Source organism: Streptomyces sp. NPDC051364 (genome assembly GCF_040682115.1).
Taxonomy (GTDB): Bacteria; Actinomycetota; Actinomycetes; order Streptomycetales; family Streptomycetaceae; genus Streptomyces.
In genome coordinates this window covers 430,205-447,866 of the sequence record NZ_JBFBAH010000005.1, presented here as the reverse complement: position 1 = coordinate 447,866, position 17,662 = coordinate 430,205, and the positions used below count along the sequence as shown (strand labels likewise).

The window sequence follows — 17,662 nt, the reverse complement described above, 5'->3', positions numbered from 1 at the left end:
TCCCGCCGGACGCAGACTCTCAAGGAGCACCCATGTCCCACGACCTTCACACCCGGCCCCCGCCACGTCCAAGCGGCGCCGCATCACGCGCTTCGGGTGGCCCTCACCGCGGCAGCGTTCATCTCCGGAGCCGTCGCGCTGCCGGCATCCGCGGCGACCGGGCCGCCGGTCCGGTCCCCGGTCACCGGCGTCCGCGCCGACGATCCCAACCGCGAGCCCGGGCGCAACCACTGCCAGCCGGGCTACGTCTGGCGTGACAGTTTCGATGGCGACGGCCTCTGCGTCACGTCGGCAGAGCGTGACGAGGCGCATGCCTGGAACCCCAACCGTCAGCCGGGGAGCAACCAGTGCCAGTCGGGGTACGTCTGGCGTGACGCCTGGGAGGGCGACGGCAAGTGCGTCACGCCTGCGGAACGCGATGTGACGGACTAGCCGGGCGCCCAGGACAACCGGCCTCCGACCGACAACGGCCCGCACCTCAAGGGCGAGCCCGTCCCCCGCCCCGCATGACGGGGATCCCGGGTCCGCCCCCGGGCGGGCGGCGGACCCGGAGCCGCGCAGGGCACGTGAAGGGCCCCGGCCGACGGATGCGGTCGGGGCCCTTCACGTACGGGATGCCGGGCGGGGTCAGCCGCCGCACTGGCAGGGCGCGCCGGACTGGCAGCCGCAGCCGCAGCCCGAGCCGCAGCCGCAGGCCGCGAGCAGCGGGAGCCGCAGGGGTTCGGGCCGGGGCTGCTGCTCGTGGTCCGGGGTGATGGGGACGGGGGAATCGGGCATGGATCCTCCTCGCAGGCGGAGTGCGTGGCGTCTTCTGCTTTCCGTGCCTCTTACTGCCTTCGCCCTCATTCATGCCCAGCCGCACCGGCGCGTCAACGGCGCACGGGGGCAGAACGGCTCAGACGCCGTCGACCTGCGTCGGAGCCTGCAGCTCGTCCGCGTGCTCGCCCGTCACCAGGTAGACCACGCGCTTGGCCACCGACACCGCGTGGTCCGCGAAGCGCTCGTAGTAGCGGCCCAGCAGGGTCACGTCCACCGCGGTCTCGATGCCGTGCTTCCAGCGGTCGTCCATCAGGTGCTGGAACAGCGTGCGGTGCAGCTGGTCCATCTCGTCGTCGTCCTGCTCCAGCTGGAGCGCCAGGTCGACGTCCTTCGTGATGATGACCTCGGCCGCCTTCGCCATCAGGCGCTGCGCCAGCTGCCCCATCTCCAGGATGGTCGCGTGCAGGTCGCGCGGCACCGCCGTGTCGGGGAAGCGCAGCCGGGCCAGCTTCGCCACGTGCTGGGCCAGGTCGCCCGAGCGCTCCAGGTCGGCGGACATGCGCAGCGAGGTCACCACGATGCGCAGGTCGGTGGCGACGGGCTGCTGGCGCGCGAGCAGCGCGATGGCACGGGCCTCCAGGTCGTGCTGGAGGTCGTCGACCTTCTGGTCGGCGGCGATGACACTCTCGGCGAGCTTCAGATCGGCGTCGAGCATGGACGTCGTGGCCCGCCCGATCGCGGAACCGACGAGCCGTGCCATCTCGACCAGGCCTTCTCCGATCGAGTCCAGTTCCTCGTGGTACGCGTCACGCATGGGTTGTCCCTCTCTTGCCTACTGCCTCTTGCCCCACGGGCCGGGCCGGGGCGGCCTCATGCCCCCACGTTGACACGGTGGGCCGCAAACGCGTCCGACTCCGGCATCACAAGTGAATCAACCCCGTCGCCACGGTGAACTCTGGGCGACGACTGTTCGAGGTGCCCCCCGAACGGCTGTGGAAGTGCCGTCGTGCCTGCTTAACCTGGATGCATGGACGTGAACGCGGCGGTCGCCGCAGCTGCAGCGATCGCCGGTCTTTGCACCGGTGTGATCGCGATGCTGGCGTTCCGCTGGAGCGAGCGCGACCAAGCCCGCCCCACCCGGAGCTCCATGCGCCCCGACATCAATGCGGTGCTCCCGCCCGGCGTGGACACCGTCCTCTCCGTGCTCCGCTCCTCCGCCGTCGTACTCGACGAGGGGGACGCCGTCGTCAAGGCCTCGTCCGCCGCTTACGCCCTCGGGCTCGTACGCGGCGGCAAACTGGCCGTCGAGCCCATGCTCCACATGGCCCGCGACACCCGCCGCGACGGGGAGATACGCCAGGTCGAGCTCGACCTTCCCCGGCGCGGCACCGGCCGCGGCGAGGCCCTCGCGGTCTCGGCGCGCGTCGCCCCCCTCGGCTCCCGGCTCGTCCTGCTCCTGGTCGAGGACCTCACCGAGGCCCGCCGAATCGAGGCCGTACGGCGCGACTTCGTCGCGAACGTGTCGCACGAGCTGAAGACGCCGGTCGGGGCCATCTCCCTGCTGTCCGAGGCCGTCATGGACGCCTCGGACGACCCCGAGGCGGTCAGCCGCTTCGCCGGCCGCATGCAGATCGAGGCCACCCGCCTGATCAACCTCGTGCAGGAGCTCATCGACCTCTCCCGGGTACAGAACGACGACCCGCTCGAGGACGCGGAGCCCGTACGGGTGGACACCCTGGTGGCCGAAGCCATCGACCGCTGCCGCCACACGGCGTCCTCCAAGCAGATCATCATGGCCTCGGGCGGCACCGCCGACCTGCGCGTCTGGGGCAACCGCGGCCAGCTCGCGGCAGCCCTCGGGAACCTGGTCGAGAACGCCGTCAACTACAGCCCCGCCCGCACCCGCGTCGGCATAGCCGGACGCAGGGTCGCGGCACCTGGGGGAGACTTGATCGAGATCGCCGTGACCGACCAGGGCATCGGCATCCCGGAAAAGGACCGCGAGCGCATCTTCGAGCGCTTCTACCGCGTGGACCCGGCCCGCTCCCGTGCCACGGGAGGAACCGGCCTCGGCCTTGCGATCGTGAAGCACGTAGCGGCCTCGCACGGCGGGGAGGTGTCCGTATGGAGCTCGGAGGGTCAGGGCTCCACGTTCACCCTGCGCCTGCCGGAAGCAGCCGCTCCGGCTCCGGCATCCACGGCCGGCCCGGCCGCGGAGCCCGCCCCCGCACCCAGCCACCCCACCCCTGCCTGAACCACCCTCCTCAAAGAACCACGCCAGCCATCCCTGCCCTGGAGGTCCTTCCGTGACCCGAGTGCTCGTCGTCGAGGATGAGGAATCCTTCAGCGACGCCCTGTCCTACATGCTCCGCAAGGAGGGCTTCGAGGTCGCCATCGCCGCGACCGGGCCCGACGGGCTCGACGAGTTCGAGCGCAACGGCGCCGACCTCGTCCTCCTCGACCTGATGCTCCCCGGCCTGCCCGGCACGGAGGTCTGCCGGCAGCTGCGCGGCCGCTCCAACGTCCCCGTCATCATGGTGACGGCCAAGGACAGCGAGATCGACAAGGTCGTCGGGCTGGAGATAGGAGCCGACGACTACGTCACGAAGCCCTTCTCCTCGCGGGAGCTGGTCGCCCGCATCCGCGCGGTCCTGCGCCGCCGCGGCGAGCCGGAGGAGGTCACCCCGGCCGCGCTGGAGGCCGGCCCCGTACGGATGGACGTCGACCGCCACGTGGTCACCGTCGCCGGAGCCAAGGTGGACCTCCCCCTGAAGGAGTTCGACCTGCTCGAGATGCTGCTGCGCAACGCGGGCCGCGTACTGACCCGCATGCAGCTGATCGACCGGGTCTGGGGCGCGGACTACGTCGGCGACACCAAGACCCTGGACGTCCACGTGAAGCGCCTCCGCGCCAAGATCGAGCCGGACCCGGGCGCGCCGCGCTACCTGGTCACGGTCCGTGGTCTGGGCTACAAGTTCGAGCCGTAGGCCGTAGCCTCCGGCGGTTGCGGGGGCTCTGGCTGCGCGTGGCCGGTCGGAGGCCGGCGCAGCGTCCCGAAGCCCGGGAGGCCCCTGGGGCCGATCGGTGCGAGGGGCGCACGTGGGGTGGGGCTCGAGCCGGACCCGGGCGCGCCGCGCTACCTGGTCACGGTCCGTGGTCTGGGCTACAAGTTCGAGCCGTAGGCCGTAGGCCGTGGCCTTCGGCGGTTGCGCCCCGAGCCGTAGTCCGTAGCCGTCAGATCGCATCGCCGTCGTATACGAAAGGGCCCCCCTCCGCCGGAGCGGAGGGGGGCCCTTTCGTACGTGGTGCTACCGGATCAGTGGCCGGCGCTGTGCGAGGGGGAACCCGACGGCGAACCCGAGGCCGCGCCCGACGGGGTGCCCGAAGCGGCGCCCGACGGGGTCGTGGCCGGGGAGCCGGACGGGCTGCCCGACGGCGTGCCCGAGGGGCTGCCCGACGGGGCGGCGCCGGGGGCCGCGGCCGGGGCCTCGGTCGGGCCGAAGCCCGCGTACATGCCGGTGCCCGGGACGACGAACGCCTCGAGCTCGACGTCGCCCGCCTTGCTCAGCTGGAAGACGACGCTCTGCGCGTTGCCGTTCTGCACGGCCTCGCCGCCCTCGATCACGGCGGAGGGGTTGCCCTTGCCGCCGATGACCACGGAGCCGCCGGCCGGCACGGTGACCTTGCCGGCCGCGCCCTCGGCGCCCTTCAGGACGACCTTGGACTTGCCACCCGGGAGGGTGATGGCGTCGAGGGTCTGCGGCGTTTCGCCGGTGTTGAAGACCGTCGCGGAGACCGCGGCCGGGCCCTTCTTCTCCTTCTCGCCCTTGGTGATCACCAGCGCGTTCTGGATCTTGATGTCGCCCTTGGTGACGGCGGCGTTGTCCGGCTTGATCTGGAGCGTCTCCGCGTTGCTGCCTGCACCGCAAGCGGCCAGCGAGGCGATCGAGAACACGACGGCGGTGGCGGCGAGGGCGCCGCGTCGAAGGCTGCGGCTCACGGCGGCGGCAACTCCTTGGACGTACGGAACGGAAGGGTGGGCAGTCCCAGGGCGGCCGAGGTAAAGCCGTCCTAAGGGTGTGTCAGCGCGCTTAGGTTACCGAGCCGCCGCCCCGCCCCCGCACCCGACCCTCCGCAGGGCACGGGCCGCCCTGCACCGGCCCCGCGATCTTCCATTCCGTCCGCTCTTCCGTGCGCCCTTCCGGCGGTCCTTCCGGCCGTCTTCCTGCCGGATACTTCCCGCGCCGTTCATCTGCCGATCATGTGCCGCCCGCATATCGCCCGCCGGACCTGCCGTGATCAATTCCGGGATTCCTTCGAACGGCCCCCGGTGATCAATTCCGGATTGGGCCGGAACCGCTCCGTACGGGTGGTCGCCAGTCGAACGGAGTAGTTCGGTTTCCCGGCTTCGAAACCGGCAAAACGGGACGTACGTCACAGGGGTGGGGCCCTCACCGGGGTGTAACGTGGCCGTTTCGCCCGGTCCGCACAGCGGCTCCGACCTGCGAATACCCCCCTCCGGAAGCCCTTCGCAGCACGTTCGTGTCGCTGTTGTCAAGCCCCGAGATGTGCCCTGACCTGCGAAAACGCCATTCATAACAGTCAGTTCTCGTGTTACCCTGGATAGCCACGGAAGGGGTACCTGTCACATGACGTTCAAGGTTGGCGACACCGTGGTCTATCCCCATCACGGGGCCGCGCTGATCGAGGCCATCGAAACTCGCCAGATCAAAGGCGTGGACAAGACCTACTTGGTGCTCAAGGTCGCCCAGGGCGACCTGACGGTTCGTGTGCCTGCGGACAATGCGGAGTTCGTCGGCGTTCGCGACGTAGTCGGCCAGGACGGGCTGGACCGGGTCTTCGAGGTGCTGCGTGCACCGTACGCCGAAGAGCCGACGAACTGGTCCCGGCGCTACAAGGCAAATCTGGAGAAGCTCGCTTCTGGCGATGTCATCAAGGTCGCCGAAGTGGTGCGTGACCTGTGGCGTCGTGAGCGTGAGCGCGGGCTTTCCGCGGGCGAGAAGCGCATGCTCGCGAAGGCGCGCCAGATCCTGGTGAGCGAGCTCGCGCTCGCCGAGAACACCAACGAGGACAAGGCGGAAGCCCTCCTCGACGAGGTTCTCGCGTCCTGACGCGGCGTGCCGCCCAGGAAAACAGCGTTCACACGGTTGTGCCGCGGTGCCCGATGACACGCCCTCTCCTCCACGAGAGGGCTGTTGCCGGGCGCTGCGGCATGTCTGCACCCACATCTTTTTTCCACCGGTCTTTTTTCCACCGGCGTGCCGGGTCCGGACAGCCTGCTCGACCGGTCGTCACGGAAGGGGCGAGGGCGTCGCACCCGGCACCCTTCAGGCCATACCCATGTCGGCCGAAGTCACAAACCTGGCTCGGAGCTACTGATGTCTGACGAAACGCGCCCCCACCGCACCGCCGCGGTGATCCCGGCCGCCGGCCGCGGGGTACGCCTCGGTCCCGGCGCCCCCAAGGCCCTGCGGGCCCTCGGCGGCACCCCCATGCTCATCCACGCCGTCCGCGCGATGGCCCGCTCCCGGGCCGTCTCCCTCGTGGTCGTCGTCGCCCCGCCCGACGGCGCCGCCGAGGTACGCCGGCTCGTCGACGAGCACGCCCTGCCCGACCGGACCGAGATCCTGGTCGTCCCCGGCGGCGAAACCCGCCAGGAATCCGTACGCGCCGGCCTCGCCGCGCTCCCCGCGGACATCACCTCCGTCCTCATCCACGACGCGGCCCGCCCGCTCGTCCCCGTGGACACCGTCGACTCCGTCGTCGAGGCCGTACGCGACGGCTCGCCCGCCGTGGTGCCGGCCCTGCCGCTGGCCGACACCGTCAAGGAGGTCGAGCCCGGCAAGCCCGGCGAGCCCGAGCCGGTCGTCGCCACCCCCGAGCGGGCCCGGCTGCGCGCCGTGCAGACCCCGCAGGGCTTCGACCTCGACACCCTCGTCCGCGCGCACGAGACCATCGCCGTCAACGGCGAGGGCGCCACCGACGACGCCGGAATGGTGGAACAGCTCGGCATCACCGTCATGGTGGTCCCCGGCCACGAAGAGGCCTTCAAGGTCACCCGTCCGCTCGACCTGGTCCTCGCCGAGGCCGTACTCGCCCGCAGGAGGGCCACCGATGCGTACTAGCCCCGCAGGTTCCGAGGAGTCCGCCGCGGCGGGCGCCGCCGGCCCCGTCATCCCGCTCGTGGGAATCGGCACCGACGTGCACGCCTTCGAGGCCGGGCGCGAGCTGTGGTGCGCCGGCCTGCTCTGGGAGGGCGAGGACGGTCTCGCCGGCCACTCCGACGGCGACGTCGCCGCGCACGCCGCCTGCGACGCCCTTTTCTCCGCGGCCGGCGTCGGCGACCTCGGCGCGCACTTCGGCACCTCGCGCCCCGAATGGTCCGGCGCCGCCGGCGTCACCCTCCTGGCGGAAGCCGCCCGCATCGTCCGCGCCGAGGGCTTCGAGATCGGCAACATCGCCATCCAGGTGATCGGCGTACGCCCGAAGATCGGCAAACGGCGCGAAGAAGCGCAGAAGGCGCTCGCGGCGGCCGCCGACGCCCCCGTCTCCGTCTCCGGCACCACCACCGACGGCCTCGGCCTCACCGGCCGCGCCGAGGGCCTCGCCGCCATCGCCACCGCACTGGTGTACCGGACGAACCCCGCGTAGGCCGGTCCGGACGGGTCCCCGACGACACCGCTTCGGCAACAAAGCGCCCCCGCGCCCTTAAAGGGTCGCGGGGCACTGCCGCAGGCGCACTACCCTGGATGCCGTGACTATTCGCCTGTACGACACCAGCGCCCGGCAGATCCGTGACTTCACCCCGCTCGTCCCGGGCTGCGTCTCGATCTACCTCTGTGGCGCCACCGTCCAGGCGGCCCCGCACATCGGGCACATCCGGTCGTACCTCAACTTCGACGTCATGCGCCGCTGGTTCACCTACCGCGGCCTCGACGTCACCTTCATCCGCAACGTCACCGACATCGACGACAAGATCATCTCGAAGGGGGAGGCGCAGGGCCGCCCGTGGTGGTCCATCGGCTACGAGAACGAGCGCGCCTTCAACGACGGCTACAACGCGCTGGGCTGCCTCCCGCCCACGTACGAGCCGCGCGCGACCGGCCACGTGCCCGAGATGATCGAGATGATGCGCACGCTCATCGAGCGCGGCCACGCCTACGAGGCGGACGGCAGCGTCTACTTCGACGTGCGCTCCTTCCCCGGCTACCTGGAGCTGTCGAACCAGAGCATCGACGACCTGCGCCAGCCCTCCGAGGAAGGCATCACCGGCAAGCGCGACCCCCGCGACTTCGCCATGTGGAAGGCCAGCAAGCCCGGCGAGCCCGACTGGGAGACCCCGTGGGGCCGCGGCCGCCCCGGCTGGCACCTCGAGTGCTCCGCCATGGCGCACAAGTACCTCGGCGAGGCCTTCGACATCCACGGCGGCGGCCTGGACCTGATCTTCCCGCACCACGAGAACGAGATCGCCCAGGCCAAGGCCTTCGGCGACGAGTTCGCGAAGTACTGGGTCCACAACGCCTGGGTCACCATGTCCGGCGAGAAGATGTCCAAGTCCCTCGGCAACTCGGTGCTCGTCTCCGAGATGGTCAAGAACTGGCGCCCGATCGTCCTGCGCTACTACCTCGGCACCCCGCACTACCGCTCGATGATCGAGTACAGCGAGGAGGCGCTGCGCGAGGCCGAGTCCGCGTTCGCGCGCATCGAGGGCTTCTACCAGCGCGTCATCGAGAAGGCCGGCAAGACCGTCGACCCCGCCCCCGAGGTCCCGCCCGCCTTCGCCGAGGCCATGGACGACGACCTGGGCGTCCCGCAGGCGCTCGCCATCGTCCACACCACGGTCCGTCAGGGCAACAGCGCCCTCGCCGCCGACGACAAGGACGCCGCGATCGCCCGGCTGTCCGAGGTACGGGCCATGCTCGGCGTCCTCGGCCTCGACCCGCTCGACCCGCACTGGGCCGAGGAGAGCGACCGCGGCGAGGACCTCCACGGCGCGGTCGACACCCTCGTACGCCTCGTCCTGGAACAGCGCGAGTCCGCCCGGGCCCGCAAGGACTGGGCGACCGCCGACGCCATCCGCGACCAGCTCCAGCAGTCCGGCCTCGTCATCGAGGACAGCCCGGCAGGTCCGCGCTGGACGCTCGGCCCGCGCTGAGTGCTCGGCCCGCGCTGAGCCCGGGCAGCCGAGTTTGGTGGCCGCCCGGCGTTCCGGGCGGCACACTCTTCATACGTACATATCGCAGCATCAACGAAAACAGGTAGAGGTCATGGCCGGGAACAGCCAGCGCAGGAACCGCCGCACGTCCAACAAGAAGGGCGCGACGGTCGGCAGCGGTGGCCAGCGGCGCAAGGGCCTGGAAGGCAAGGGCCCCACGCCCAAGGCCGAGGACCGCAAGAAGCACAAAGCGAACCGCATCAGCAACGCCATGGCCCGGCAGGCCGCCAAGCGCCGTCCGGCCCCGCGCCGCGGCGGCCCCAAGGGCACCAGCGAGATGGTCGTCGGCCGCAACCCGGTCTTCGAGGCGCTGCGCGACGGCGTCCCCGCCACCACCCTCTACGTCCAGCAGTTCATCGACAACGACGAGCGCGTCCGCGAGGCCCTCCAGCTCGCCGGCGAGCGCGGCAACATCAACCTGATGGAAGCCCCGCGCCCCGAGCTCGACCGCATGACCAACGGGCTCAACCACCAGGGCCTGGTCCTCCAGGTCCCGCCCTACGAGTACGCGCACCCGGAGGACCTCACCGCCGCCGCGTACGACGAGGGCGACGACCCGCTGATCGTCGCCCTCGACGGGGTCACCGACCCCCGCAACCTCGGCGCGATCGTCCGCTCCGTCTCCGCCTTCGGCGGTCACGGCGTGGTCATCCCCGAGCGCCGCGCGGCCGGTATGACCGCCGGTGCCTGGAAGAGCTCGGCCGGCACCGCCGCCCGCACCCCGGTCTCCCGCGTCACCAACCTGACCCGTGCCCTCCAGGACTTCAAGAAGGCCGGCATCGCCATCGTCGGCCTCGCCGCCGAGGGCACGCACGAGGTGCAGGACCTGGAGGCGCTCGGCGGTCCCGTCGTCATCGTCGTCGGCTCCGAGGGCAAGGGCCTCGGCCGCCTCGTCGGCGAGAACTGCGACTACCTCGTCCGCATCCCGATGCCGGGTGGCGCCGAGTCGCTGAACGCCGGTGTCGCCGCGGGCGTCGTGCTCTACGAGGCGGCCCGCCGCCGGGCCACCCGCGGCCGCGCCTGACCCCCGGGCGGCCCCGCCGCCTTGATCCACTTGGCTCACGGAAAGTGACCCGTGAGCGTGTCACCCCGCCCCTTTCGGGCGGGGTGGCTTGATCTTGACGGGTCTCGGACACATCCCTCCTGTCAAGGCAGTGTCCTAAACACTGATCACTCGGTTAGATGAGTGTGGACACCAGAACGTCAGGGTTCGACGACCAGCCCGCGCTGAGCATGGTCAAGGTGCCGTGCGATCCCGCACAGGTCATCGTCAACCACGCCAGCTTCCGCGTGCGGCTCGCACCGAGCCCGAGCGCGCGTTCCAAGCCCGCGAACGCCCCCGGCCGCGTGCCCGTCCTCGGCGGCGCCGTGGTCGCCGCCGCCGGTGCCGGCCGCCGCCGGGCCCCCGTCGTCTGGAGCGGCAGGTCCGCCCCCGGCGACACCGCCGCAATGGGCGGACTCATCCAGGCCGTACGCGAACACGGGCGCGGCCACGGCGGCTACGACGACGGCGACGGGGGCACCACCCAGACCATTCCCCGCGTCGACCTCGCCCGCGACCTGGCCGAGGACACCCTCGCCACGCCGACCGTCATCGGCCAGCGCACCTACGGGGACCCGGACGGGATCCGGCCGCCGGCCCCCGCCCGCGACCTCCCGTACGACGCCCGGTACGCGGGCGGCGGCCCCTACGACAGCTACGACAGTTACGGCAGCCCCGACGGCGGACGCGGCACCGACTCCCGCCGGGCCTCCTCCGACACCCGCGGGCAGGCCTCGTACTACCCCGGCCGCCGCATGAACCTCGGCGTCGTGCTCCTCCCGCTGCGGGTCTTCCTCGGCTTCATCTGCATCTACGCCGGCATGGGCAAGCTGTGCGACCCCGTCTACTTCGACGGCGGCGAACGCGGCTCCATGGTCACCTGGCTCCGCACCCTCCAGCCCTGGGCACTCGCCGAACCCCTGCGCGACTTCGCCCTCGCCCACCCCGTCGGGGCCGGGCTCAGCGTTGCCTTCCTCCAGGTCATCGTCGGCGTCCTGACCGTCCTCGGCCTGTGGCAGCGGTTCGCCGCCTGCATCGGCGCCCTGCTGTCCGCCGCACTCCTCATGACGGTGAGCTGGAAGACCGTCCCCGCCTACGACGCCCCCGACATCATCTACCTCGCCGCCTGGAGCCCGCTGATCATCGCCGGCGCCCCGGTCTACTCCCTCGACGGCCGCCTCGCCGGCGAGGCCTGGCGCACCCTCGGACCCCGCTCCGAGATCTGGCGGCTGCGCCGGCGCGTCCTGCGCCGCGGAACCATCATGGCCACCGTCGTCTGCGGACTCACCCTGCTCACCGGCTCGCTCCTCGGCGGCGCCGTCCGCTCCACCACCGTGGTCACCGTGCCCGGACCCGGCCAGGCCCCCAGCAACTACCTGCCCGGCTCCCCGCTCCCGCAGGCCCCCGCCAAGCAGCAGCAACAGCAGCAGAAGCCCACCGCCCAGCAGCCCTCCAAGCCGGCCGAACCCACCGCCAGCGCCTCGGCGCCCGCCGCCAAGTCCGGGCGGGGCGGCACCGGTTCCACCACCAAGGAGACCGCCGGCACCGGCTCGCAGTCGCCCACCGCGACCCGCGGCTCCGGCAGCGGCCAGAACTCGGGCAGCACACCCAAGCAGTCCACCCCGAAGCCGCCGTCCTCCAGCTCGGGCAGCGGTGGCGGCACCGGCGGCGACGCGCCGTCCAAGAAGCCCGGCCTCGTCGGCGGCCTCCTCGGCTGACGACGCAGCGGGACGAAACGAAGCCGGGGCCGGCGCGCACACAGCGCGCCGGCCCCGGCTTCGTACGGTGCACGCAGGGCCTCAGGAGCCGCTCTGCGCGGCCAACTCCCGTGCCGCCTCGGTCAGGTCCTTCGCCGTGTCGATCGCCCGCCAGTAGGCCCCCTGCGGCAGCGGAAAGCCCGCCAGCCGCCGCTCGCGCGCCAGCCGCGGGAACGTCGTACGCTCGTGATCACCCAAGTCCGGCAGCAGCGCCGCGAATTCGGGACCGAAGACGTACACGCCCGCATTGATCAGATACGGCGACGGCGGCGACTCGATGAAGTCCAGCACCTGCCCGAACTCATTGGTCTCCACCGCCCCCCACGGAATCCGCGGCCGCGCCAGCGCCAGTGTCGCCGTCGCCCCCCGCTCCGCGTGGAACGCCGCCATCTCGCGCAGCGAGAACCGCGTCCAGATGTCCCCGTTCGTCGCGTACCAGGCCCGGTCCGGATGCGGCAGGTGCCGGGCCGCGTACTTCAGCCCACCGCCCCGCCCCAGCGGCTCGTCCTCCACCACCGTCGTCACCCGCAACGGCAGGTCCGCCTTGGCCAGCCAGTCCTGGAGCACCTCCGCGAGATGCCCGCACGACACCACGGCATCCGTCACCCCCTCCGCTGCCAGCCACGCCAGCTGGTGCCCGATGATCGGCACCCCGGTCCCCGGGATCTCCACCATCGGCTTCGGCCGGTCGTCCGTATACGGACGCAGCCGCGAACCCTGGCCACCCGCCAACACGACTGCCTGAGCAGGCGCCTGAGCGAGGGAGGCCGGGTACGCGGCCGCGGAAACGGAGGAGCGGGACACGGGAGGTGCATCGGTCATGGCCGTCAGCGTAGAGGCCCCGACCCGGAGGAGTACGGCGACGCCCGTCAGCCCATCGAGGCAACGCCGGTCGCGTACGAGGTGTCGCACACGGGACGCGCGAAGGACTGCGCCTTCGTCGGGCCGTACGCATCGACCGCAGCCCGCCCGAGCGCCCGCGCGATCCCCACGCAGTGCTCGGCCAGCGACGGCCGCCGGTCCACCTCCCGCTGGAGGTGCGTCAGGACGTCACCTGGCGCCTCGCCCTGCTGGAGCTCGCCCAGCAGCTTGTCGCGCAGCACGTCCTGTGCGGCGCGCGGCTTCGCGGGGACGGACACGTCCTCGGCGGAGGCGGTCAGGATCTGGGAAGGGGTGTTGTCCGCCCAGGGGACCATGGTGACCGCGAGGGTCCCGGACAGGACCAGGACGACGGGCAGGACCAGGGCGAGGGAACGGCCGATACGGCGGGCAGTGTGGGTCACGAGGGCGAGAGTAGCGCTCGGTGAAGATTTGGCGACATTTAGTCACCCGGTCGGGGGATGGTTCGACGTGGCTTTTCGAATTATGGGTTGACGAGTGGGGCTGAATGGCCCGGTCTGCCCGGGATGGCGAACAGGGACGCCCCCGACCGGGAGCGCCCCTGTTTCGTCCTGCCCGTGCTCGGGGTCAGTCGGAGAGCCGCTCACCCGAAGACGTCGAGAACACGTGGATCTCGTCGGCCCGCGGCACCACCTGCAGCGTCGAGCCCTTCTCCGGCACCTGGCGGCCGCCCACGCGCACCACGATGTCCTGACCGCCCTCGGCCTCGGTGGTGCGGCCGTAGACGTAGCCGTCGGCGCCGAGCTCCTCGACGACGTTGACGGTGATCGTCAGACCGCCCTCGCTGCCGACGTCGAAGTGCTCCGGGCGCACGCCGACCGTGACGGTACGGTCGCCCGCGTCCGCGGCGGCGGACAGCGCCTCGCGCGACACCGGGACCACGGTCTCGCCGAACTTCACGCCGCCGTCGGCGATCGGGACCTCGACCAGGTTCATGGCCGGGGAACCGATGAAGCCGGCGACGAACAGGTTCGCCGGACGGTCGTACATGTTGCGCGGGGTGTCGACCTGCTGCAGCAGGCCGTCCTTGAGGACCGCCACGCGGTCGCCCATCGTCATGGCCTCGACCTGGTCGTGGGTGACGTAGACGGTGGTGATCCCGAGGTCGCGCTGGAGCGCGGCGATCTGGGTACGGGTGGACACGCGCAGCTTGGCGTCGAGGTTCGACAGCGGCTCGTCCATGAGGAACACCTGCGGCTTGCGCACGATGGCACGGCCCATGGCGACACGCTGGCGCTGGCCGCCGGAGAGCGCCTTCGGCTTGCGGTCGAGGTACTGGGTGAGGTCGAGCATCTTCGCCGCGTCCTCGACCTTCCTGCGGATGGTCGCCTTGTCCTCGCCGGCGATCTTGAGCGCGAAGCCCATGTTGTCGGCGACGGTCATGTGCGGGTACAGCGCGTAGTTCTGGAACACCATCGCGATGTCCCGGTCCTTGGGCGGCAGGTGCGTGACGTCGCGGTCGCCGATGCGGATGGCGCCGCCGTTGACGTCCTCCAGGCCGGCCAGCATGCGCAGCGAGGTGGACTTGCCGCAGCCCGAGGGGCCGACGAGGACGAGGAACTCGCCGTCCTCGATGTGCAGCTCGAGCTCGTCGACGGCGGGCTTGTCGCCGCCGGGGTACAGCCGGGTTGCCTTGTCGAAGGTGACAGAAGCCATGGTGATGAATCCCTTCTACCGGCAGGAACGTGCCGGACGATCCGAGTGGAAGGTCTAGTCCAGTAAGCAGGACTCCGTCCGACGCTACCGGCTGGCGCGCCTCCTGTCAGTACCCGGCCCTGGGTGACTTCCGCCTCTGCCGGAGCCGTCTGCGGCAACCTGGAGGGCGGCTTCGGGTGCCCCGGGGGCGGGGCAATGTGATGGCCCGGGGGATGGGCCGCTGTGTAAAGTGAGGGCGGTTACGCCCCCTTAGCTCAGTCCGGCCAGAGCAACGCACTTGTAATGCGTAGGTCGTCGGTTCGAATCCGACAGGGGGCTCCGTCCCAGGTCAAAGGGTTGTCGGCCGAGGGGACTCGTACGGAGGTGGAAGGCCCCGGGCCCTTGTGGTCCGGGGTCTTCTGCGTGTGCGGCGGGCGTCAGTGGCGGCCCGAGATGCGGTTCGCCAGGCGGGCCAAGGGGGTTGTGGTCGGGGCGTGGGTCGCGGATTCGTGGCGGTCCGCCTCGCGGTAGGCCGCGTAGAGGGCCTGGACGCCGAGCCAGCGGAAGGGTTCCGGCTCCCAGCGGCGGACGCGGTGGTTGACCCACGGGAGGGTGGTCAGGTCCGTGGAGTCCCCCAGGACCAGGTCGCGCAGGGTGCGGGCAGCCAGGTTGGAGGTCGCGACTCCGGAGCCGACGTAGCCGCCGGCCCAGCCGAGGCCCGTCGTGCGGTCCAGGGTCACCGTGGCGCACCAGTCGCGGGGGACGCCGAGGACGCCCGACCAGGCGTGGGTGATCTCCACTGAGGATCGGGAAGAAGGACGTCAGGAGCTGCGTGAGTGACGTGATCGTCGACTGCTGCGTAGTGCCGTCGGTGTCCGTGCGGGAGCCGAAGCGGTACGGGACGCCGCGGCCGCCGATCGCGATGCGGTCGTCGGCGGTGCGCTGGGCGTACATGTAGGCGTGGGCCATGTCGCCGAGGGTGCAGGCGTCCGACCAGCCGATGCGGGACCAGACCTCGGGCGGCAGCGGGGCCGTCGCGATCATCGACGAGTTCATCGGGAGCCAGGAGCGCTTCTGGCCCTTGAGGGCCGCGGTGAAGCCCTCCGTGCAGCGCAGGACGAAGGGGGCGCGGACCGTTCCGTACGGGGTGACGGCCCGGCGGGGGGCGATCTCGGTGACGGGGGTGGATTCGTGGATGACCACGCCGAGGCGTTCGCAGGCGGCCGCCAGGCCCTTGACGAGCTTGAGGGGGTGGATGCGGGCGCCGTGCGGGGTCCAGCTGGAGCCGACGGCGTCCGCGATGTCGATGCGGGCGCGGGTGTCGGTGGCGTCGTAGAGCTCGCGGTCGCTCTCGCCGAAGGCGAGTTCGGCGGTGTGGAAGGCCTTGAGGCGGCTGAGCTGGGCGGGGGTGCGGGCGACTTCGAGGACGCCGCCGCGGTGGATGTCGGCGTCGATGTCCTCCTTGGCCGCGACGCCGATGACTTCGGTGACGGTGTCGTTCATGGCCTGCTGGAGGCGGAGCGCGGCCTGGTGGCCGTGGAGTTCGGCGTAGCGGTCGCGGCCGGCGATGCCGTTGTAGAGCCAGCCGCCGTTGCGGCCGGAGGCTCCGTAGCCGCAGAACTTCTGCTCGAGGACGGTGACGCGGAGGTCGGGGGCGGCGGTCTTGAGGTAGTAGGCGGTCCACAGGCCGGTGTAGCCGCCGCCGACGATGACGACGTCGGCCGTGGCGTGGCCGGTGAGGGGGGCGCGGGGTGGCTGGGCTGCGCCGGGCTGCGGACGGGCCGTGTCCGTCGCGTACCAGAAGGAGATGCCGCCGTTGATCGTCATGGGGGAGTTGGTACACGGGGTTCCGGATGGGTGTCCAGGTACCGGGTGCCGGGTTTCGGGGCGGGACGGGTGGCCTTTTGGCTGATGCGGCGGGGGCGGTGAGGTCCTTAGGGTGACAGCTGGGGGATTTGTCCCGATTCTGGGAGGTTTGCGTCTGAGGGGGTGATCCGGGGTTCGAGCTGCTGCCGGCGATCCGGAACAACTTCGCGGTGGGGGAGGTGCGGTGGCGGTTCGATCTGCTGACGGAGGCGCTGGGGCTGGACCGGGAGCGGGCCCGGGCGTGGACGCTGGGGCGGGTCCTGCAGAACTGCCTGTGGGACGTGGAGGACTCCGAGGGCGGGGAAGCCGCGGGCAGCGGGGTGGAGTTGGAGGAGGAGCAGCTGGCGGTCGCGGAGGTACTGCTGGAGCGGTGACGCGCGGCTGCGTTCCCGGTGGCGTTCTAGGCTGCCGGGATGATCCGTAGCGCTGTTGTCGAAGACGTCCCCGTCATCCACGCCATGATCCGCGAGCTGGCGGAGTACGAGAAGGTGCCGCACGAGGCGCGGGCCACGCAGGAGCAGTTGCGGGAGGCGCTGTTCGGGGCGCGGCCCGCGGCGTTCGCGCACATCGCGGAGGCGGAGGACGGGGAGGCCGTCGGGTTCGCGGTGTGGTTCCTGAACTTCTCGACGTGGCGCGGGGTGCACGGGATCTACCTGGAGGACCTGTACGTGCGGCCGGGCGTGCGCGGCGGCGGGCACGGGAAGGCGCTGCTGGCGGAGCTGGCGCGGATCTGTGTGGAGCGCGGCTACGAGCGGCTCGAGTGGGCGGTGTTGAAGTGGAACGAGCCGACGATCGCGTTCTACGAGGCCTTGGGCGCGCGGCCGCAGGACGAGTGGTCGGTGTACCGGCTGACGGACGAGCCGCTGAGGAAGCTGGGCTCGGCGCAGGGCTGAGGCCGCTGCGCCGGGCCCGTGGTGCGCCGTCAGCCGGTGATCTTGCCGGTGAAGGCGGCGAGGTTGGTGCGGGCGCGGTCGATCTTCTCGGGGAGGGTGAGGGTCTCCTCGTAGCGGCCGGCGCGCAGCTTGGGCTGTCGCTTGCCCCGGATGTAGAGGGAGCAGGCGAGGTCGGCGCAGACGTAGATGCCGACGGTGTTGCCCTCGCGGCCGCGGGCCCCGGCGAGGGGGGCGACGAGGAGGGAGACGCCGGAGGCGGCGTGGCCGGTGAGGCAGATCTGGCAGACGCTGGATTTGAGGGCGCTCGTGCGGCTGGTGCCGGGGACGCGCAGGGTGATGCCGACCGGGGTGCCGTCGGCGTCCTGGCGTACGAGGTGGGCGCGGAGCGGGGCGCCGGGGTCCACCCAGCCGAGGAAGTCGAGGTCTTCCCAGGGGAGTTCGCCGAAGTCCAGCGGGAGCTTGAGGCGTGCCGCCTCGCCCTTCGTGCAGTTCACGAAGGACGAACGGATCTGTTTTTCGGTGAGCGGGTCCACGTCGGGGGACGGTACGTGGGGGTACGGGCTGCTGTCATCCG

At 71.4% G+C, this 17,662-nt stretch carries 18 protein-coding genes, 1 tRNA gene and 2 pseudogenes; 13 read left to right on the top strand and 8 right to left on the bottom strand.

Features of this window, described 5'->3' with window-relative positions; translation table 11 throughout:
* Positions 1 to 96 precede the first annotated feature (96 nt).
* Positions 97 to 432 carry a hypothetical protein gene (locus AB0M76_RS14190; protein ID WP_365953118.1) on the top strand — a complete coding sequence of 112 codons (336 nt, stop codon included), beginning with the start codon at positions 97 to 99 and terminating at the stop codon, positions 430 to 432.
* 195 nt (positions 433 to 627) lie between these two features.
* Here the strand turns inward: AB0M76_RS14190 and AB0M76_RS14185 are convergent, their stop codons facing one another.
* Complete coding sequence (locus AB0M76_RS14185) at positions 628 to 777, bottom strand: hypothetical protein (protein WP_266665998.1); 150 nt, start codon at positions 775 to 777, stop codon at positions 628 to 630.
* 118 nt (positions 778 to 895) lie between these two features.
* Complete coding sequence (gene phoU / locus AB0M76_RS14180) at positions 896 to 1,573, bottom strand: phosphate signaling complex protein PhoU (protein WP_053787880.1); 678 nt, start codon at positions 1,571 to 1,573, stop codon at positions 896 to 898.
* A 213-nt stretch (positions 1,574 to 1,786) separates the two neighbouring features.
* On the opposite strand from phoU, the gene AB0M76_RS14175 reads away from it, so the two are divergent.
* From AB0M76_RS14175 to AB0M76_RS14165, 3 genes and pseudogenes are all read left to right on the top strand, one after another.
* Entirely contained in the window at positions 1,787 to 3,013 is a 1,227-nt protein-coding gene (locus AB0M76_RS14175; RefSeq protein ID WP_365953117.1) for an ATP-binding protein, read from the top strand.
* 52 nt (positions 3,014 to 3,065) lie between these two features.
* Positions 3,066 to 3,746: a response regulator transcription factor gene (locus AB0M76_RS14170; RefSeq protein WP_007265514.1), complete on the top strand. Its 681-nt coding sequence runs from the start codon at positions 3,066 to 3,068 to the stop codon at positions 3,744 to 3,746.
* A 123-nt stretch (positions 3,747 to 3,869) separates the two neighbouring features.
* Positions 3,870 to 3,941: pseudogene (locus AB0M76_RS14165) on the top strand (DNA-binding response regulator); the annotation flags it as partial.
* Between the two features lie 134 nt (positions 3,942 to 4,075).
* Here the strand turns inward: AB0M76_RS14165 and AB0M76_RS14160 are convergent.
* The gene (locus AB0M76_RS14160) at positions 4,076 to 4,759 is read right to left on the bottom strand and encodes a DUF461 domain-containing protein (RefSeq protein ID WP_365953116.1); all 684 of its coding nucleotides are present in this window, start codon (positions 4,757 to 4,759) and stop codon (positions 4,076 to 4,078) included.
* A gap of 649 nt (positions 4,760 to 5,408) precedes the next feature.
* On the opposite strand from AB0M76_RS14160, the gene AB0M76_RS14155 reads away from it, so the two are divergent.
* The 6 genes from AB0M76_RS14155 to AB0M76_RS14130 all read left to right on the top strand — a co-directional run bounded on the left by AB0M76_RS14155 (position 5,409) and on the right by AB0M76_RS14130 (position 11,755).
* The gene (locus tag AB0M76_RS14155) at positions 5,409 to 5,891 is read left to right on the top strand and encodes a CarD family transcriptional regulator (RefSeq protein WP_003953493.1); all 483 of its coding nucleotides are present in this window, start codon (positions 5,409 to 5,411) and stop codon (positions 5,889 to 5,891) included.
* A 267-nt stretch (positions 5,892 to 6,158) separates the two neighbouring features.
* Positions 6,159 to 6,905 (top strand): 2-C-methyl-D-erythritol 4-phosphate cytidylyltransferase, encoded by a 747-nt coding sequence (gene ispD, locus AB0M76_RS14150; protein ID WP_365953115.1) that lies wholly within the window; start codon positions 6,159 to 6,161, stop codon positions 6,903 to 6,905.
* Positions 6,895 to 7,431 (top strand): 2-C-methyl-D-erythritol 2,4-cyclodiphosphate synthase, encoded by a 537-nt coding sequence (ispF, locus tag AB0M76_RS14145; RefSeq protein WP_365953114.1) that lies wholly within the window; start codon positions 6,895 to 6,897, stop codon positions 7,429 to 7,431. Before ispD ends, ispF begins: the two co-directional genes overlap by 11 nt.
* Positions 7,432 to 7,534: 103 nt before the next feature.
* Positions 7,535 to 8,935: a cysteine--tRNA ligase gene (cysS, locus tag AB0M76_RS14140; protein ID WP_365953113.1), complete on the top strand. Its 1,401-nt coding sequence runs from the start codon at positions 7,535 to 7,537 to the stop codon at positions 8,933 to 8,935.
* Positions 8,936 to 9,047: 112 nt separating this feature from the next.
* A complete protein-coding gene (rlmB, locus tag AB0M76_RS14135) occupies positions 9,048 to 10,019 on the top strand; it encodes a 23S rRNA (guanosine(2251)-2'-O)-methyltransferase RlmB (protein WP_365953112.1) in 972 nt (323 codons plus the stop codon).
* A gap of 158 nt (positions 10,020 to 10,177) precedes the next feature.
* A complete protein-coding gene (locus AB0M76_RS14130; RefSeq protein WP_365953110.1) occupies positions 10,178 to 11,755 on the top strand; it encodes a DoxX family protein in 1,578 nt (525 codons plus the stop codon).
* An 81-nt stretch (positions 11,756 to 11,836) separates the two neighbouring features.
* Here AB0M76_RS14130 and AB0M76_RS14125 read toward each other — a convergent pair whose 3' ends face one another.
* From AB0M76_RS14125 to ugpC, 3 genes are all read right to left on the bottom strand, one after another.
* Positions 11,837 to 12,616, bottom strand: coding sequence for a nucleotidyltransferase family protein (locus tag AB0M76_RS14125; protein WP_365953109.1), 780 nt, complete (start codon positions 12,614 to 12,616; stop codon positions 11,837 to 11,839).
* A gap of 47 nt (positions 12,617 to 12,663) precedes the next feature.
* Positions 12,664 to 13,077: a hypothetical protein gene (locus AB0M76_RS14120; RefSeq protein ID WP_266666008.1), complete on the bottom strand. Its 414-nt coding sequence runs from the start codon at positions 13,075 to 13,077 to the stop codon at positions 12,664 to 12,666.
* Positions 13,078 to 13,261: 184 nt separating this feature from the next.
* A complete protein-coding gene (gene ugpC / locus AB0M76_RS14115) occupies positions 13,262 to 14,350 on the bottom strand; it encodes a sn-glycerol-3-phosphate ABC transporter ATP-binding protein UgpC (protein WP_365953108.1) in 1,089 nt (362 codons plus the stop codon).
* Positions 14,351 to 14,593: 243 nt separating this feature from the next.
* Here ugpC and AB0M76_RS14110 point away from each other — a divergent pair.
* Positions 14,594 to 14,668, top strand: a tRNA-Thr gene (locus AB0M76_RS14110).
* Between the two features lie 98 nt (positions 14,669 to 14,766).
* Here AB0M76_RS14110 and AB0M76_RS14105 read toward each other — a convergent pair.
* A pseudogene (locus tag AB0M76_RS14105) lies at positions 14,767 to 16,156 on the bottom strand (FAD-dependent oxidoreductase).
* Between the two features lie 209 nt (positions 16,157 to 16,365).
* Between AB0M76_RS14105 and AB0M76_RS14100 the strand changes: the two are divergent.
* The gene (locus tag AB0M76_RS14100; RefSeq protein WP_365953107.1) at positions 16,366 to 16,569 is read left to right on the top strand and encodes a hypothetical protein; all 204 of its coding nucleotides are present in this window, start codon (positions 16,366 to 16,368) and stop codon (positions 16,567 to 16,569) included.
* 39 nt (positions 16,570 to 16,608) lie between these two features.
* Positions 16,609 to 17,088 (top strand): GNAT family N-acetyltransferase, encoded by a 480-nt coding sequence (locus AB0M76_RS14095; protein ID WP_365953106.1) that lies wholly within the window; start codon positions 16,609 to 16,611, stop codon positions 17,086 to 17,088.
* A 29-nt stretch (positions 17,089 to 17,117) separates the two neighbouring features.
* Here AB0M76_RS14095 and AB0M76_RS14090 read toward each other — a convergent pair whose 3' ends face one another.
* Entirely contained in the window at positions 17,118 to 17,621 is a 504-nt protein-coding gene (locus AB0M76_RS14090; protein ID WP_266666014.1) for an FBP domain-containing protein, read from the bottom strand.
* Positions 17,622 to 17,662 lie beyond the last annotated feature (41 nt).

Bases quoted from the DNA above. Each gene is read 5' to 3' on its own strand.
- AB0M76_RS14185 (WP_266665998.1), bottom strand. From the start codon at position 777: ATGCCCGATTCCCCCGTCCCCATCACCCCGGACCACGAGCAGCAGCCC.
- phoU (WP_053787880.1), bottom strand. From the start codon at position 1,573: ATGCGTGACGCGTACCACGAGGAACTGGACTCGATCGGAGAAGGCCTG.
- AB0M76_RS14175 (WP_365953117.1), top strand. From the start codon at position 1,787: ATGGACGTGAACGCGGCGGTCGCCGCAGCTGCAGCGATCGCCGGTCTT.
- AB0M76_RS14155 (WP_003953493.1), top strand. From the start codon at position 5,409: ATGACGTTCAAGGTTGGCGACACCGTGGTCTATCCCCATCACGGGGCC.
- ispD (WP_365953115.1), top strand. From the start codon at position 6,159: ATGTCTGACGAAACGCGCCCCCACCGCACCGCCGCGGTGATCCCGGCC.
- ispF (WP_365953114.1), top strand. From the start codon at position 6,895: ATGCGTACTAGCCCCGCAGGTTCCGAGGAGTCCGCCGCGGCGGGCGCC.
- rlmB (WP_365953112.1), top strand. From the start codon at position 9,048: ATGGCCGGGAACAGCCAGCGCAGGAACCGCCGCACGTCCAACAAGAAG.
- AB0M76_RS14130 (WP_365953110.1), top strand. From the start codon at position 10,178: ATGAGTGTGGACACCAGAACGTCAGGGTTCGACGACCAGCCCGCGCTG.
- AB0M76_RS14125 (WP_365953109.1), bottom strand. From the start codon at position 12,616: ATGACCGATGCACCTCCCGTGTCCCGCTCCTCCGTTTCCGCGGCCGCG.
- ugpC (WP_365953108.1), bottom strand. From the start codon at position 14,350: ATGGCTTCTGTCACCTTCGACAAGGCAACCCGGCTGTACCCCGGCGGC.
- AB0M76_RS14095 (WP_365953106.1), top strand. From the start codon at position 16,609: ATGATCCGTAGCGCTGTTGTCGAAGACGTCCCCGTCATCCACGCCATG.